The following is a 15068-nucleotide window of genomic DNA, read 5'->3' on the forward strand; positions in this document are numbered from 1 at the left end:
GTCAACCCTCCGCGACGTCGAGCTCGGCGTGGAGCATCGCGTCGGTCGCGCTGTCGAACAGGAAGCGGCCGTCGAACCAGCGTCCCGCGAGCAGGTGCGGGAACCAGAGCCGGTCGTCCTCCCACATCTCCTCGTACGGCATCGCGTCGACGGGCGTCCAGAGCGGCGCCGCCTCCGCCGTCTCGACCGGCGTGCCGTCGAACGCGCGCGCCGCGAACACGTGGCCGTGGAGGCGGTAGCCGTCCGTGAACTGGAAGCGCAGCTCGCCGCGCGCCTCGACGCCGCGCGGCGTGATGCCGAGCTCCTCGCGCGTCTCGCGCACGGCGCAGGCGAGCGGCGTCTCGCCCGGCTCGAGGCGCCCACCGGGCCCGTTGATCTTGCCCGCGCCGAGCCCGCGCTTCTTGCGGATGAGCAGGACGTCGCGGCCGCGCAGCACGAAGCACAGCGTCGCGTGCTCGTCGGGCTGCCAGCGCGTCCAGTCGATCGCGCGGAAGTCCGCGACCGGCGCGCCGCGCCGGTCGCTCACGACGACGGCGGGCGCCGCAGCGCGAGCAGCGCGGGGAGCACGATGAGATTGGCGCCGATCGTCAGGATCATGCCGATCGTGAGCAGGATGCCGAGGCTCGCCATGCCCGGGTGCGACGAGAGCCCGAGCGAGCCGAAGCTCACGACGGTGGTGAGCGCGCTGTAGAAGACGGCGCGCGCCGTCGTCGAGCCGAGCAGGTCGTGCTCGTCCGTGTCGCCGGCGTTGGCGCGGTGCACGAGGTGGATGCCCGAGTCGACGCCGATGCCGAACAGCAGGGGAACGACGATCACATTGATGAAGTTGAACGCGATCCCGAGCAGTCCCATCAATGCGACGGTGATCGCGGCCGACAGCGCGAGCGGCGCGAACACGAGCAGCATGTCGCCGACGCGTCGCCACAGGAGCCAGAGCAGGAGCCCCATCAGCACGAGCGCCGACGAGAGCGCGGTGCGGAACGAGCTCTTCGTCGCGTCCTCGAGCGCGATCAGGTTGACGGCGATCCCGCTCGCGCGCGGCGCGATCGTCTGCACTTCGCCGACGAAGCGCCGCATGTCCTCCTCCCGCTCGAGGTTGTACTTCGGGAAGATCTGGACGCGCGCCGTGCCGTCGTCCGCGAGCATGCGGCGCCGCAGGTCCGCGGGCAGCGACGCGCGCGTCACCTCGTCGGGCGAGAGCGCGCGGCGAAGGCGCGCGATCTGGTCGGGGAAGCCCGACAGCAGGATCTCCTCGAGCCGGTCGAGCGCGGTCTGCGGGTCGACGTCCGCGTCGAGCCGCGCGAGGAAGGCGTCGAGATGCTCGCGCAGCCTCCGCATGCTCGCGCCGAGCGGGCTCGCGTCGCGCTCGACCCAGTCGGCCGCGAGGAAGTCGCGCAGCGCGCGCAGCGCGTCGACCTGCTCCGCGACGCTCGCCGCGGGCGGCGGCGCGTCGGGCGGCGGCGGCGGCTCGAGCAGGAACGCGACGTCCTCGAGCACGCCCAGCTTCTCGTCCTGGTCGTCGGGCACGTACGAGTCGAGCGTGAGCGAGAAGGCGACGACGTCGAGCTCGTCGAGCTTCGCCGCGAGCGCGTCGGCGGCCGCGAGGTCGGGGGCGAGCGCGTCGACGTACCACGGCGAGGCGGCACCGGCCGCGGCGAGCAGGTCGTTGAACGCCTGCACGGATTCGGTGTCGGGGTCGCGCATCGACACCACGTTCGCGTCGAAGTACGCGCGCGGAACGGCGAGCGCCGCAAGCACGGCGAGCGCGGCCGCGCCCGCGCGCACCGCGCCCGGGTGTGCGTCGAACCACGACCACCAGCGGACGCCGAAGCTCACCTTCGCCTCCTCGAGATTGCGCGGCTCGAAGTGCAGCCACGAGAAGAGGAGCGCCGGGAAGAACGTGAGCGTGAGACCGAGGATCATGATCATGCTCGTGCCCGCGATCAGGCCGAGCTGCGCGACGCCGCGGTAGTCGGTCGGGACGAACACGTAGAAGGCGATCGCGGTGGTCAGCGTGCAGAGTACGAGCGAGCCACCGACGTCGGCGGCGGCCGCGCGCATCGCGGCGAGCTCGTCGCGGTCGGTGCCGAGCAGGTCCGCGTACCGCGTTCCCAGGTGGATCGCGAAGTCGACGCCGAGCCCGATGAACAGGATCGCCACCGCGAGCGACGCGATGTTGAGGTAGCCGACCGCCGCGGCGGCGAACGCCGCGGTGAACACGAGCCCGACGAGCAGCGTGGCGATCGCGGCGGTGACGAGGTGCCACGAGCGCATCGCGAACCACAGGATCACCGCGACGAGCGCGAAGCAGAACAGGCTCGACCCGAACACGTCCCACAGGATGCCCGCCATCTCCTCGTAGTTGAGGGCGGGGTTTCCGGTGACGCGGATGGTGATGCCGCGCTCGGGCACGAGGCCGCGCTCGGCGGCCGCCTCGTGGATCGCGTCGAGCGCGCGGCCGGCTGCGAACACGCTGCCGAAGTCGAGGATCGGATGCGCGACGACGACGTGGCGCGTCGTGACGTCGAGCGCCGAGCCGCGCAGCAGCACGTCCTCCCACGAAATGGCGACCGGGAACTCGGCGTAGACGGCGACGGTCGCGTGGCCGACGCGGTCGAGCACGTCGGCCCACTGGTCCGTCGTCTCGCCGCCGTCGCGCACGCTCTCGAGCCCGGCCGACACGAGCCGCGTCAGGCTCGCGATGCTCGCATCGCGCTCGAGCTCCGCGATGATGGGCTGCACGGTGGCGATGCGGTCCGCGAACTCGTCGAGCTCTTCGACGCTGCGGTAGAGCAGGCCGTTGCGCTCGAAGAACGCGCCGCCGCCGGGCTGGTACACGTCCTCGAACCGGTCGCTCCGCTCGCGCAGCGCGGCCTCGATGCCGTCGGCGCCCTCGCGCGCGAGCTCGGGCGTCTCGCCGTCGACGACGATCAGCAGCGCGTTCTCGATGTTCGGGAAGTGCTCGGAGAACTCGGCGTGATAGATGCGCGACGGGAGCTTCTCGGACACCATCGACAGGTTGTCCGAGTTCACGCCGAGCTCGAGCGCGGCGTAGACGCCGAGCGCGAGCGTCGCGACCAGCGTTCCGACGACGACGCGCGTGGCGCGCGCGTGCACCCAGCCGAGCCAGCGGTCGAGCAGACGGCCCACCGCGCTGTCGAGTCGGTCCTTCACGCGCCTCCCACCCCGCCGCGCCCGCGTGGATAGCAGACGCGCGACGTCCGCGTTCCTCCGCAGCGCGGACTCCGTCGGACTCGCCGGGCGTGCGCGTCGGGCCGTGCGTCCGGCGGCGCGTCGTTCGCGCGCCTAGGCGCCGAGCCAGACGCGCGAGCGCGAGCCGAGTGCGGCGCGGCCGAGCGCGACGAGCGCGAGCGAAGCGAGCAGCGCGCCGAGCCACGGCAGTGCGATCGCGCTCGGCGCGACGACGCCCGGCGGCGCCGCGAAGGCGTCGCGCAGCCACGGGAGGAACAGCAGGTGGGAGAGGTAGATCGAGTACGTCGCGTCGCTGAGCGCGCGCACGCCGCGGCGCGCGGCGCCGGCGCGCGCGCGCGCCGCAAGGAACGCGGCCGCGAGCACGCCGTAGACGGCGAGCCACTCGATCGCGCGCGCGAGCGGCTGCGGCGGCATCGACCACAGCGACGCGAGCGCGCCGGCGGCCGCGGCGGCGAACGCGAGCGCGGCGGCGGCGGCGCGCGCTCCCGACGGCAGCGCTCCCGCGTCGCGTGCGATGCGCGCGAGCCATCCGAGCTCGAAGTAGGCGAGCCACAGGAGCGGGTTGCGCAGGTGCCACGTGAAGTCGAGCCGGGAGTAGATCTCGAGCCAGCCCTGCACGGCGAACGCGGCGGCGAACGCGGCGACGTGTCCGCGCGTCGAGAGCCGCGCGAGCGCGGGCGTCGCGACGACCATCGCCGCCGCGACGAGCACGTAGTAGTAGGGGCCGAAGCTGTGCGCGAGCAGGAGGTCGGACGCGACGCTCCCCGTCGCGGGCCCCATGCCGCGCGCGTGGCGCACGGCCTGCGCGGCGAGCGAGAACACGAGGTAGGGCAGCGCGATCCGAACGAGCCGCCGCCGCGTGGCCTCGAAGGGTACGCTCGCGCGCGCGCCGCCGGCCGCGTTCGTCGCACCCGCCGCGTACAGGTAGCCGGACGCGGCGAGGAAGCCCGGAACGGCGAAGCGCGTCGCGTGGCCGAGCCACAGCTCGAAGTGCGACGCTCCCGGCTCCCACGGCGAGCGGACCGTGTGGATGAGGACCACGACCAGGATGCCGAGCGCCTTCACCGCGTCGATCTCGTCGAGTCGCTCCGGCCGGGCGGGCGAGGGCGTGTGCGGGGCGGGCAACGGCGTGGGCTCCGGTGCGGGCGCGCGCGCGCGGAACGTCGCGCGCTGGCGCTCGCGGCCGAGGATGGGGGTGGCGCCGCGCGCGGGCAAGCGCGCGGTCGGCCGGTGTGCTCGGCGCGGTGCGCGCGCTCGGAGGTGGTGATCGACATGGCGAGCGAGGGCGCGCGCGAACGAGTGGTGACGGCGGCGGTGGCGGCGGCCGTCGCGGCCGCGGTGTCGTTCGGCGTCGCGACGCGGGTCCGGCCCGTCGCGAGCGCGCCCGGGGCCCAGGCCGCGCCGGCGCCGCTCGCGGCCGAGGTCGAGCGGCTCGGGCGCGAGCTCGATCGCGAGGTGCTGCGCGCCGAGACGCTCGCGGCCGAGCTCGAGCTCATGCGCAGCGTCGTCGAGCAGCTCGCGGCACCGGCGAGCGCTCCGGGCGCGCTCGCCGGCGCGCAGGGCGACGAGGTGATCGACGCCGACGCCGACGCCGCAGCCGACGCGGCGGCCGACGCCGCGGCGCGCGCAGCCGGTGGCCCGCCCCGCGCACCGCGCTTCGAGGAGGAGCTGCTGCGCCAGATGGGGCTCGTCGAGGACGAGATCGCCGACCTTCGCGACCGCTGGGACCGCGCGCAGCTCGAGCAGCTCGAGCTGCGCGACGAGGCGACGCGCGAGGGCTGGGTCTTCCGTCCGCGCTTCCGGGCGCAGCAGGCGCAGATCGAGGCGCGCCTGCGCGCGGACCTCGGCGAGGAGGACTACGACCGGCTCCTCTACGCCACCAACCAACCGAATCGCGTCGTCGTGCGGCAGGTGATCGGCGGCTCGGCGGCGGACGACGCGGGCGTGCGCGCGGGCGACTACGTGCTCTCGTACGCCGGCCAGCCCATCCACCGGCCGGGCGAGCTGAACGCGGCGACGGCGTCCGGCGTGCGCGGCGAGCGCGTGCCGGTGACGATCCAGAGCGGCACCTCGACGCGCACCGTCGTCGTTCCGCGCGGGCCGTTCGGCGTCCTCGCGCAGCCGATCTCCGTGCAGCCCCGGTAGCGCGCGTGCGCGCGTCGGGGGCCGCGGGCGGGATGGTCAGGCGATCGGGTCGCCGCACACCGCGAGCAGGTCGATGTCGTCGGCGCGCGGGGGGCCGACGGGGAAGTCGGCCTCGGAGACGTCGGGAATCGGGCCGGGGCCGGACGGCTCGCTCTGGACGCCGCGTCGCACGACCTTCGCCAGCTGGCCGAACGCGAACTCGATCACCGGGCGCGGAAGGCGCCGGTGCAGCCCGAGCACGTCGAGCCGCATGATGCGCCGGATGCGCGCGAGGCGCGCGTCGTTGTAGGCGCGCACGCGCGGCGTCATGCCGACGCCGCGCATCTCGACGCGCCGGAAGTGCGGAGCGAGCAGCGACGCGAGCTCGTCGGACGCGTACTCGCGCACGTGGAACGGGTTCACGCGGTCGGACTCGAGCAGGTTGGGCGTCGTGACGAGCACGCAGCCGGTGGGCTTCAGCATGCGCGCGATCGCGGTCAGGTAGGGCGCCGGATCCTCGAGGTGCTCGATCACCTGGAAGCTCACGATCAGGTCGAACGACGCCGGCGCGATCGGGAGCGCGGCGATGTCGGCGCGCACGAAGGCGGCGCGGCCGCGGCGCGAGGCGGCGTCCGGCCGGACGCGGTCGATCGCCACGACGAGGCCCGCCGCTTCGGCGAGCGACGCGGCGCCGTAGCCCGACCCGCAGCCGAGGTCGAGCACGCGCGCGCCCTCGGCGCGCGCGATCGCGAACGCGTAGGCGGCGCGGTGCCGGGCGAGGTCGACGCCGAAGAGCCGGCTTCCCGCGTGCAGGCGCTCGCCGGTGAACGCGACTTCCGGGGCCTCGCTCATCGCCTCGCCCTCGCGACGTCCTCGCCCTCGCCGCGTGCGTCGTCGCCGTCCGCGCCCGCGCGCGAGGCCGCGACCGCCTCGGCCGTGAACTCGCGCGCGAACACTAGCGCCGTGCCGCCGCGGACGACGATCATCGCCGCCTGCATGGCGAGGCTGCAGGCGACGAGCGTCGCCGGGTCGGCCCACGTGTCGTAGAGCTCGACGGCCGCGAACTGCACCGTGCCGAGGCCGGCGACGGCGATCGGCAGCGCGCCGACGAGCGCGATCACCGCCATGCCGAAGGCGGCCGGGCCGAGCGGCACGTCGATCGAGAACGACCAGAGCGATCCGATGCCCATCGCGACGAAGAGCAGCACGAAGGCGATGCGCAGCGCGGCGAGCTCGAGCAGGACGCGCAGCGGCGCGGTGCGGATCGGCCGGAAGACGTCGAGCCCGCGGATGCGCTCGAGCGGGCCGAGCGGGAACGGCGCGCGCAGCACGGCGAGCCCGCCGATCGTCGCGACGGCCACGGCCGCGGCGACGCCGCGGTGGAGCGTCGGCCCGTCGCCGCCCGTCGCGGCGGCGATCGTCGCCATCACGGCGACGAGCATCGCGAGATCCGTCAGCGACGACGTCGCGACGATGCCGAGCGCACCCTGGAGCGAGTGGCCGACGCGGCGGCGGAACAGCACGACGAGGGCGGCCGCCCCGAGCGCGTAGTTGACGATCGCGAGCGCGTAGCTCGCCGCCTTGATGCGCGCGCACGTGAGGACGTCGCTCTCGCGTCCGGCGTGGTGCGACAGGCGCGCGAGCGCGAGCCCGTCCACGCCGAGGCTCGCGAAGGCGTACACGAGCATGATCGGCGCGAGTCGCAGGAGCGATGCGGCGTCGATGCGCGCGAAGGCGTCGCGGTGCTCGCTCAGCAGGCCGTACAGCAGCGCGCTCGTCACGAGCAGCGGGACGAGCCAGCGGAGCGCGCTCGCGATGCGCGCGCCGCGGATCACGCCGCGCTCCGGCGCGCGGCGTCCGCGTGCCCGGCGATCGCGGCCTCGATGGCCTCTTCCATGTCGCGCGCGCTCGCATCCCAGTCGAAGCGGCGCGACCACGCGAGCGCGGCCGCCGCCATCCGCCGCCAGAGCGCATCGTCCCCGAGCAGCGCGCCGATGCGCGCGGCGAAGCCCTCGACGTCGCCGGGCGCGACGAGGAAGCCCGTCTCGTCGTGGCGCACGGAGTCGCGCAGGCCCGGCGCATCGGCCGCGACGACGGGCGTCGCCACCGCGTTCGCCTCGATCACCGTGAGCCCCCAGCCTTCCTTCTCGGAGGGGCACACGCACACGCGCGCGGCGGCGACGAGCGCGTCGCGCTCGCGGTCGGACACGAACCCCGCGAAGCGCGTGCAGTCGGCGACGCCGAGCTCGCGCGCGACGCTCTCGAGGCGCGGCTGCGCCGGGCCGCGACCGACGACGACGACCTCGAGGTCGGGGAAGCGCGGCCGCAGGCGCGCCGCCGCCTCGAGCATCACCTCGACGCGCTTGTAGTGCGCGAGCCGCCCGAAGTACACGAGCCGCGGCGGGCGCGGCGTCTCCGCGTCGAAGGGGACCTCGGGCGCGTGGATGCCGCAGAGGCTCACGCGCACGCGCTCCGCGTCGACGCCGCGCTCGACGAGGTCGCGCTTCGAGCTCTCGCTGATCGCGAGGAACGGGCGGCCGCGGAAGACGCGCGGGATCGCGCGCTCGGCCGCCCACACGGCGGCCGCGACCGGGAACGCGACCTCCTGGAACGCGGTGGTCCCGAACAGGTGGTGCGAGAGCGCGAGCACGGGCGCGCGCACGTAGAGCGGGCTCAGGAAGGGGAGCTTGTTCAGGCACTCGACGACGACGTCGATCTCGCCGCGGCGCGCGGCGCTGCGCGCGGCGAGCGCGGCGTGCGCGTAGTAGAGCGGAACGCGGCCGACGCGCTCGACGCGCACGCCCCGGACGTCCTCGGTCTCCGCACTCCCCGGGAAGCGTTCGGACACGAGCCGCACCGCGGCGCCGCGCGCGGCGAGGCGCGAGAAGATCTCGAACACGTGGAGCTCCGCGCCGCCGGCGGCGGGGTGGCGCAGGTCGCGCTCGTTCAGGAGCAGGATGCGGCGGGCCTTCGTCACGCGCGGCGGCTCGCGATCACAGCCGGCCGAGCCAGTCGGCGATGCGCAGCCACCAGACGATCCACATCGCCTCGAAGGCGATGCGGAGCGACATCTTCGAATCGCCCCGCTTGCGGTCCACGAAGAAGAACTCGACCTCCTCGCAGCGCGCGCCCGAGCGCTCGAAGCGGTAGTTCATCTCGATCTGGAAGCCGTAGCCGTTCGAGCGGATGCGCTCGAAGCCGAGGCGTTCGAGCAGCTCGGCGCGCACGCAGCGGAAGCCGCCCGTCGTGTCGCTGATGGACAGCCCCGCCACCTTCTTCGCGTAGAGGTTCCCGAAATAGCTGATGAGGATGCGCTCGATCGGCCAGTTCACGACCGTGATGCCGTTCAGGTAGCGCGAGCCGATCACCGCGTCGGCGTGCTGGATGCGCTCGAGGAAGACGGGAAGCATGTCGGGCGGGTGCGAGAAGTCGCAGTCCATCTGGACGACGACCTCGGCGCCGAGGTCGAGCGCGCGGCGGAGCCCCGCGCGGTAGGCGGCGCCGAGCCCCTCCTTCGCGCGCCGGTGGAGCACGTCGACGCGGCCGGTGCGCAGCGCGAGGTCGTCGGCGAGCTTGCCGGTGCCGTCGGGCGATGCGTCGTCGACGACGAGCACGCGGATGCGCGCGTCCTGCGCGAGCACGGCCGTCACGAGCGGCTCGAGGTTCTCGGCCTCGTTGTAGGTCGGGACGACGACGGTGACGCGCGACGGGGCCGTCATGGCTTCGAGCTTCTGGGCACGGTTCTGCCTGCTGTCCGCTTCGACCGCCGCCGCGGCCGCCGCGGCGCGGAAGGAAGAAGAGACTAGGGCGGATCGCGACCGCCCCTCAAGCACTCGCGCACGCGGCGCGCGCGACGCCTCTCGCATTCGTGCGTGGCCCGTCGGCGTGGGAGGTGTCGCTGCGCGCGAGCTGCGCGCGACGTGCGCGCGGCTCGCGGCGCGCCGAGGGCGCGCGCCGTCGCACGCCGCCGTTCAGGGGCGCGAGGCCGCTTCCGATAGGCAGCGCACCGCCGGGTGGGATCGACCGCGTCGGGAGCGCCGACGCACTCCGCATCGTTCGAAGGGTTCGAGGGGTCCGAGGGGTCCGAGCATGCAGCGCGTCGAGAGGGAATGGGATCGCGGCGGAGTCGTGCTGCGCGGCGACGAGAGCGAGGGCGACGGCCCCGCCGTCGTCTTCGTCCACGGCTGGTGCTGCGATCGCAGCTTCCTCGCTCCGCAATTCGATCACTTCGCGCGTCGCCGTCGCGTCGTCGCGCTCGATCTGCGAGGCCACGGACGCAGCGACGGTGTCGGAACCGACTGCGCGATCCGCGACCTCGCCGACGACGTCGCGAGCGTCATCGAGCAGTGCGGGCTCGAGCGGCCCGTGCTCGTCGGACACAGCCTCGGCGGCGTCATCGCGCTCGACGTGGCCGTGCGCCGGCCCGAGCTCGTCGGCGCGATCGCGATGCTCGACTCGATCGTCGCCATTCCGAGTCATCTCGACGGTCTCGCGCAGGGCCTCTCCCTGCTGCTCGCGTCGCCGCGCTTCCGCGAGACGCTCGTCGACTTCGTGGACCAGTGGCTGCTGCGGCCGGACAGCGACCGCGCCCTGCGCGATCGCGTCGTGGACGTGATGGCGAACGCCGACCCCGACGTCGCGCTGCAGGCGTGGCAGTCGATGGTCGAGTACGACGACCGGGGTGCGATCAAGGCGTGCCCGGTTCCCATTCTCTTCATGGCGGCCGAGAACACGGTCGCCTCGCTCGAGGAGCTGCCGGACATGCACCCGGACCTCGAGCTCGTCTACATGCGCGGGGTCTCGCACTTCCATCCGCTCGAGGCGCCCGAGGCCACCAACCGCCACCTCGAGGACTTCCTCGATCGTCTCCGGTCGCGTCGTTAGGCGAGGGTCGAGCTAGCCTCCCCGCGGCGCGGACGAGCGCGCGGAGCGGAGGCACGGCGCGTCGATGGCGACGGGGATGCACGGAGCCGCCCGGTCGGGGCGCGGCGGAGCGGCGCTCGCGTGGGCGCTGGCCGGCGCGTGGGCGGCCTCGATCTTCGCCGCGATCCCGCTCGCGCGGTCGATCGAGCACGCCGTGCGCGATGCGCTCGGGCAGCGGGCCTTCGGGTGGCTCGCGATCGGCGCCGTCCTCGCCGCCACCGCGGCCGCGCTCGCCGCCGTCGGGCGCAGCCGCGGCGCGACCGCGTCTCCCCGTGACGCGCACTCTCCGCGCGCCGCGGTGCGCGCGGTCTGGCTCGTCGCCGTCGCCGCCGCGTTCGCGGTCGCCACCGCCTCGCTGTGGAGCAACCCCGAGGAGGCGATGCACTTCGTCCAGTACGGAGTGCTGTCGCTGCTGCTCCAGCGCGCCGTCGCCTTCCGCCTTCCCGACGCCTCGAGCTACTTCGTCGCCGCGCTGGCCGGCGCGCTCGTCGGCTGCGCCGACGAAGCCGTGCAGTGGGTCGTTCCGGGCCGCTACTTCGGGCTGCGCGACATCGCGATCAACGCCTTCGCCGCGTCGCTCGTGCAGGTCGGGCTCGCGATGGGGATCCGGCCCGCGGGCGTCGCGCGAACGACGTCGCGCGCGGGCCGGCGCGTCGCCCTGCGCATCGCCCTCGCGCTCTGGGCGGCGCTCCTCGCGTTCGCGCTCAACACGCCCGCTCGCGTCGCCGTCTGGGCGCCTCGACTTCCGGGCCTCGCGTTCCTCGCGACGAACGAGAGCACGATGATGGAGTACGGGCACAGATACGACGCGCCGGACATCGGCGTCTTCCGCTCGCGCCTCGCGCCGGAGGAGCTCGCGCGCGAGGACGCGACGCGTGCCGCCGCCGGGGCCGCTCTCCTCGACGCCTACCGCGACGCCTATGGCGACTTCCTCGTCGACGTTCCGCCCCAGCGCGATCCGTTCGTGCACGAGCTGCGGGTCCACCTGTTCCGTCGCGATCGCTATCTCGAGTTCTGGCGGGCGCAGACGGGCGGGTCGCCCGAGCAGGTGGAGGAGCGGCGCAAGCTCGCGACGGTCGCGGCGCGCGAGGATCGCCTCGTTCGCCGCTTCTTCGCGCGCACGTTCGCCGCGTCGGGCTATGCGCTCCCGCCCGACGTCGCCGCGCGTGTCGCGCGCGACGAGCTTCCCGGGCTGGACTACGAGAGCACGGTGAGCCGCGATCTCGTCACCTCCGTCGGCGAGGGGGAGCTGCTCGCCGTCTTCGCGCTCGCGCTCGTCGCGCTGCTCACGGCGCTCCTGTCGCAGCGCGAGAGCGGCTAGCCGTCGTCGGCGCGCGTGCGTACGCGAGCTACCCTGCCCTGCCGTGCGCGACGAAGGCGGAAAGGCTCGACCCTCCGAGGACACCGCGCGTGGCACCCTGCGCGAGCGGATCGCGAGCGGGCGCCAGGCGGGGCGCGCCGCGATCGCTCGCGCGCGCGAGCGCACTCGCACGGCGGTGCGCAACGGCAGCGCCGCGCTCCGCGCGGGCGGGGACGCCGCCCGGCGGCGCACCGCTCCGTCGCCGGCCCTCCCCTATTTGGCCTTACTTCGCACGCCGGCCCTGCCGATGGCGACGCCCGTCATGCACCGAGAGATGCGGGTCGCGACGTACAACGTGCACCGGTGGAGCGGGCTCAACGGGCGCAGCCGGCCCGATGCGGCGCGCGCGGCCTTCGTCATCTCGGAGCTCGACGCCGACGTCGTCGCGCTCCAGGAGGTGCTGCGTCCGTTCACGGGCGAGGACCCGCTCGAGATGCTCTCGGACGCGCTCGGCCTCCACCTCGCGTTCGCGGTGACGCGCCAGCACAAGCTCGGCCAGCTCGGCAACGCCATCCTGTCGCGCCTCCCGATCTCCGGCCTGTCGGTGCTCGACATCTCGTACTCGCGGATCGAGCGGCGCGGCGCGCTGTGCGCGCAGGTGGGCGGAGACGCCGAGGGCGGCGGCCTGTCCGTGATCGCGACGCACCTCTCGCTCGTCGATCGCACGCGCCACCGCCAGGTCCAGTCGCTGCTCGAGCATCCGCAGCTCGCGACGGGCGCGGCCGTGCTCCTCGGCGACATGAACGCCTGGCGCCGCTGCAAGGCGAGCCGCGAGCTCGACTCGACGCTCGAGCAGCACCACAACCGCGCGTGGCCGGCCTCGTTCCCCGCACTGCGCCCCGTGCTCGCGCTCGACCGCATCTACGCCCGCGGCGCGGACGTGGTCGACGTCGCGACCCACGCGACGGCGGCGGCGCGCCGCGCGTCCGATCACCTCCCCGTCGTGGCGCGCATCGCCGTCAAGCCCGCGACGGGCGACCCCGACTAACGAGCCTCCCGCTCGCCCGGAACGCCGCGCCCCGAACGCGCTGGCGCCGGGACGCGCCGGCGCCGTACTCTCGGAGGCCTGCGGGCCGGAGGGGCGATGGCGCGATCGGACGACGAGGACCGACCGAAGCGGAGCTGGCGCGAGATCGACCAGATGCGCTCCGGCGCGCGCCCGCGCGACGAGGCGCGGCCGCGCGGCCGCTGGGCCGAAGCGCAGGCGCGGCGCGCGACTGCCCAGTACACGAAGCAGCTCGATGCGCTCTTCTCCTCGGGCCAGGGGGGTGCGCGCGGCGAAGAGCTCGCCGCTGCGATGCGCGAGGCGCACGGCGGCCCCGACCTCGCGACGGCGTGCCGCGCCTATCGCGACGAGGTCGGCGTCCCGGACGCGCCCGACCTCCTCGGCCTCTTCCTCGACACGGGCGATCGCGAGCTCGTCGTCGCGGCGCTCGAGCTCCTGCTCGCGCGCGCCCGCGCGGGCGAGGACGCGCCCTCGAAGGGGCTGCGCCGCCAGGTCGAGACGCTCGCCCAGGACTTCGACGCCGCGATCGCCGACGTCGCCGAGGAGCTGCTCGAGGCCCTCGCCGGCTGAGCGGCCGCGCGCTCCGTCGCTCCCGCGGCCCGCCGCGGCGCGTTCGCGGGCGGTCTCGCGTTTGGCCGCCCCGGGCGCGTCGCGTACCCTGCGACGCGATGTCCGACTCGGCCGAACGCGAGCTGCTGGCGCGCTATCTCGAGGAGCACAACCTCAAGCACACCCGGCAGCGCGACGTGATCCTCGATGCCTTCCTGGCGTCGAAGGGCCACGTCACGAGCGAGGAGCTCTATCAGCGCGTCCGCGAGGAGCACCCGAACATCGGGTACACGACCGTGTACCGGACGATGAAGCTGCTGGCGGACGCCGGCGTCGCGCAGGAGCGCCAGTTCGGCGACGGGCTCACGCGCTACGAGGTCGAGCAGGAGCACCACGACCACCTCGTCTGCCTCGGCTGCGGGCGCATCGTCGAGTTCGAGTGCGAGGAGATCGAGGCCGCGCAGGCGGAGATCGCCGAGCGGTACCGGTTCCGGCTGGTCCGCCACCGCCACGAGCTCTACGGCTACTGTGCGTCGTGCGGCAGCGCGCGCTGACGCCACCGGTCGCGTTGACGCAGCGAGTCGAAGCCCGCGCCTCGTCGCCGCCGCCGTGCGGACGACCGCGCTGACGGGCGTCAGCCCGGGGTGGGCGGTCGACCCCTCGGCCGATCGCCGCGCTCGCGCGCGAAGTCCAGGGTGTTCACGCGAACCGCGACCCTATAAGATGTGCCGCTGGCATCGCTGCCGCGGGGGAAGCGCACGCATTCGGACGCGCCGGAGCGCGAGCGGACGGAGTGTCCGCCACCGGCGCGCGCGATCTGCCGAGCTCGACGCGGCGCTCGGTCGCAGGGGTCTCTCTCAGTCGTTCTCGCCGGTGGCTCTCGTCGATCCGGAGTTCCGGGAAGGCATCAAGGAGTTGAGCATGAGCAGCGTGAAGCGGGGTCTTGCGTTGGTGGCCGCGGTCGCGGGTCTGACGTTCGCGGCGGGGAGCGCGCACGCGGCGTCCGCCATCGATTTCGTCTGGCTGAGCTCGGGGACGCCGACGGTCGCGTCGCCCGCGGCGTCGTCGACGATCACGGGTGCGTTCCGGCTCACGGGTGAGGACCCGGGCATGTGGCTCATCGTCTTCACGCTCCAGTTCGACACGGTCGAGCTCGACTTCGTGAACGCGACGGAGATGACGAACGTGATCGGTGCGCCCATGAACGCCAACTCGATCGGTCCGATCACCTCCGGCGTCAACGTCGACGAGATGGGCGGCGTCGTGAACCAGCTCGACTGGCAGGGACAGTTCACGAACCTCACGGGCTGTGCCACGGGCTGCGTCATCACGCTCGGAACCATCCAGTTCCGCGTCGCCAGCACCGGCGCGACGGGCGACGGGCTCGACCGCGACATCCGGCTCGGCGAATTCTCGGTCGGACTCGACGGCACGTACTCTGGAATGGGCGTCGACCTCCCCGCGACCTACGGCGACGGTGCGGTGCTCCCGGAGCCGATGTCGGCCGCGTTCGGCGCGGCCGCGCTCGGCGTGCTGGGGCTGATCGCGCGACGCCGCGCGTAGCATCGCATCCAGCGTCTCGAACGGACGCCCCGCCTCGGAGGATCCGAGGCGGGGCGTCGTCGTCTGGAGGGGGCTGCGCCGCGGGCGAGGTCGGCGCGGGCCTCAACTCGGCCCGCTTCGGCGTCGATGACCGCCGCATGCGGCGATCCGAGCTCCCCTGCCCCGTCTGCGACACCGACATCCCGCTCATCGGCGACGAGCTCGTCGGCGACGACATCCTCTGTCCGGTCTGCGGCGTGACGTCGCGGCTCGGGAAGAAGAACGCCGAGGACGGCGACGGGGATCCGGACCTCGAGCCGGACTGGTAGGCCCCGGCGCGCCGCGTCGCGC

15 protein-coding genes are annotated in these 15068 nt (G+C 74.1%); 8 read left to right on the plus strand and 7 right to left on the minus strand.

What is annotated here, in order from left to right:
• Position 1 precedes the first annotated feature (1 nt).
• The 3 genes from R3E88_00830 to R3E88_00840 all read right to left on the minus strand — a co-directional run bounded on the left by R3E88_00830 (position 2) and on the right by R3E88_00840 (position 4338).
• Positions 2-526, minus strand: coding sequence for an 8-oxo-dGTP diphosphatase (locus R3E88_00830; protein MEZ4214996.1), 525 nt, complete (start codon positions 524-526; stop codon positions 2-4).
• Positions 523-3174: an MMPL family transporter gene (locus R3E88_00835; GenBank protein ID MEZ4214997.1), complete on the minus strand. Its 2652-nt coding sequence runs from the start codon at positions 3172-3174 to the stop codon at positions 523-525. Before R3E88_00835 ends, R3E88_00830 begins: the two co-directional genes overlap by 4 nt.
• Before the next feature lie 132 nt (positions 3175-3306).
• A complete protein-coding gene (locus R3E88_00840; GenBank protein MEZ4214998.1) occupies positions 3307-4338 on the minus strand; it encodes an acyltransferase family protein in 1032 nt (343 codons plus the stop codon).
• A 147-nt stretch (positions 4339-4485) separates the two neighbouring features.
• Here R3E88_00840 and R3E88_00845 point away from each other — a divergent pair, with 147 nt between their 5' ends.
• Positions 4486-5358 carry a PDZ domain-containing protein gene (locus R3E88_00845; GenBank protein ID MEZ4214999.1) on the plus strand — a complete coding sequence of 291 codons (873 nt, stop codon included), beginning with the start codon at positions 4486-4488 and terminating at the stop codon, positions 5356-5358.
• 36 nt (positions 5359-5394) lie between these two features.
• Here R3E88_00845 and R3E88_00850 read toward each other — a convergent pair whose 3' ends face one another.
• From R3E88_00850 to R3E88_00865, 4 genes are read right to left on the minus strand one after another with little or no spacing between them, the layout of a single operon-like run.
• A complete protein-coding gene (locus R3E88_00850; GenBank protein MEZ4215000.1) occupies positions 5395-6189 on the minus strand; it encodes a methyltransferase domain-containing protein in 795 nt (264 codons plus the stop codon).
• Positions 6186-7172 carry a lysylphosphatidylglycerol synthase domain-containing protein gene (locus R3E88_00855; GenBank protein ID MEZ4215001.1) on the minus strand — a complete coding sequence of 329 codons (987 nt, stop codon included), beginning with the start codon at positions 7170-7172 and terminating at the stop codon, positions 6186-6188. The genes R3E88_00850 and R3E88_00855 overlap by 4 nt, the downstream gene beginning before the upstream one ends.
• A complete protein-coding gene (locus R3E88_00860; GenBank protein ID MEZ4215002.1) occupies positions 7169-8314 on the minus strand; it encodes a glycosyltransferase family 4 protein in 1146 nt (381 codons plus the stop codon). The genes R3E88_00855 and R3E88_00860 overlap by 4 nt, the downstream gene beginning before the upstream one ends.
• A 16-nt stretch (positions 8315-8330) precedes the next feature.
• On the minus strand, positions 8331-9056 hold the full coding sequence (locus R3E88_00865; protein ID MEZ4215003.1) for a polyprenol monophosphomannose synthase: 726 nt from the start codon (positions 9054-9056) through the stop codon (positions 8331-8333).
• A 370-nt stretch (positions 9057-9426) separates the two neighbouring features.
• Between R3E88_00865 and R3E88_00870 the strand changes: the two genes are divergently transcribed.
• The 7 genes from R3E88_00870 to R3E88_00900 all read left to right on the plus strand — a co-directional run bounded on the left by R3E88_00870 (position 9427) and on the right by R3E88_00900 (position 15046).
• Positions 9427-10221: an alpha/beta hydrolase gene (locus R3E88_00870; protein MEZ4215004.1), complete on the plus strand. Its 795-nt coding sequence runs from the start codon at positions 9427-9429 to the stop codon at positions 10219-10221.
• Positions 10222-10297: 76 nt separating this feature from the next.
• Entirely contained in the window at positions 10298-11581 is a 1284-nt protein-coding gene (locus R3E88_00875) for a VanZ family protein (protein MEZ4215005.1), read from the plus strand.
• A 301-nt stretch (positions 11582-11882) separates the two neighbouring features.
• The gene (locus R3E88_00880; GenBank protein MEZ4215006.1) at positions 11883-12608 is read left to right on the plus strand and encodes an endonuclease/exonuclease/phosphatase family protein; all 726 of its coding nucleotides are present in this window, start codon (positions 11883-11885) and stop codon (positions 12606-12608) included.
• Between the two features lie 96 nt (positions 12609-12704).
• Positions 12705-13196, plus strand: a complete 492-nt coding sequence (locus R3E88_00885) for a hypothetical protein (GenBank protein ID MEZ4215007.1) — start codon at positions 12705-12707, stop codon at positions 13194-13196.
• 98 nt (positions 13197-13294) lie between these two features.
• On the plus strand, positions 13295-13729 hold the full coding sequence (locus R3E88_00890) for a transcriptional repressor (GenBank protein MEZ4215008.1): 435 nt from the start codon (positions 13295-13297) through the stop codon (positions 13727-13729).
• Between the two features lie 367 nt (positions 13730-14096).
• The gene (locus tag R3E88_00895; GenBank protein ID MEZ4215009.1) at positions 14097-14738 is read left to right on the plus strand and encodes a hypothetical protein; all 642 of its coding nucleotides are present in this window, start codon (positions 14097-14099) and stop codon (positions 14736-14738) included.
• Between the two features lie 137 nt (positions 14739-14875).
• Positions 14876-15046, plus strand: coding sequence for a hypothetical protein (locus R3E88_00900; GenBank protein MEZ4215010.1), 171 nt, complete (start codon positions 14876-14878; stop codon positions 15044-15046).
• Positions 15047-15068: the final 22 nt, after the last annotated feature.

The organism is Myxococcota bacterium (assembly GCA_041389495.1).
In the GTDB taxonomy this organism is placed as follows: Bacteria; Myxococcota_A; UBA9160; order UBA9160; family UBA4427; genus JAWKRT01.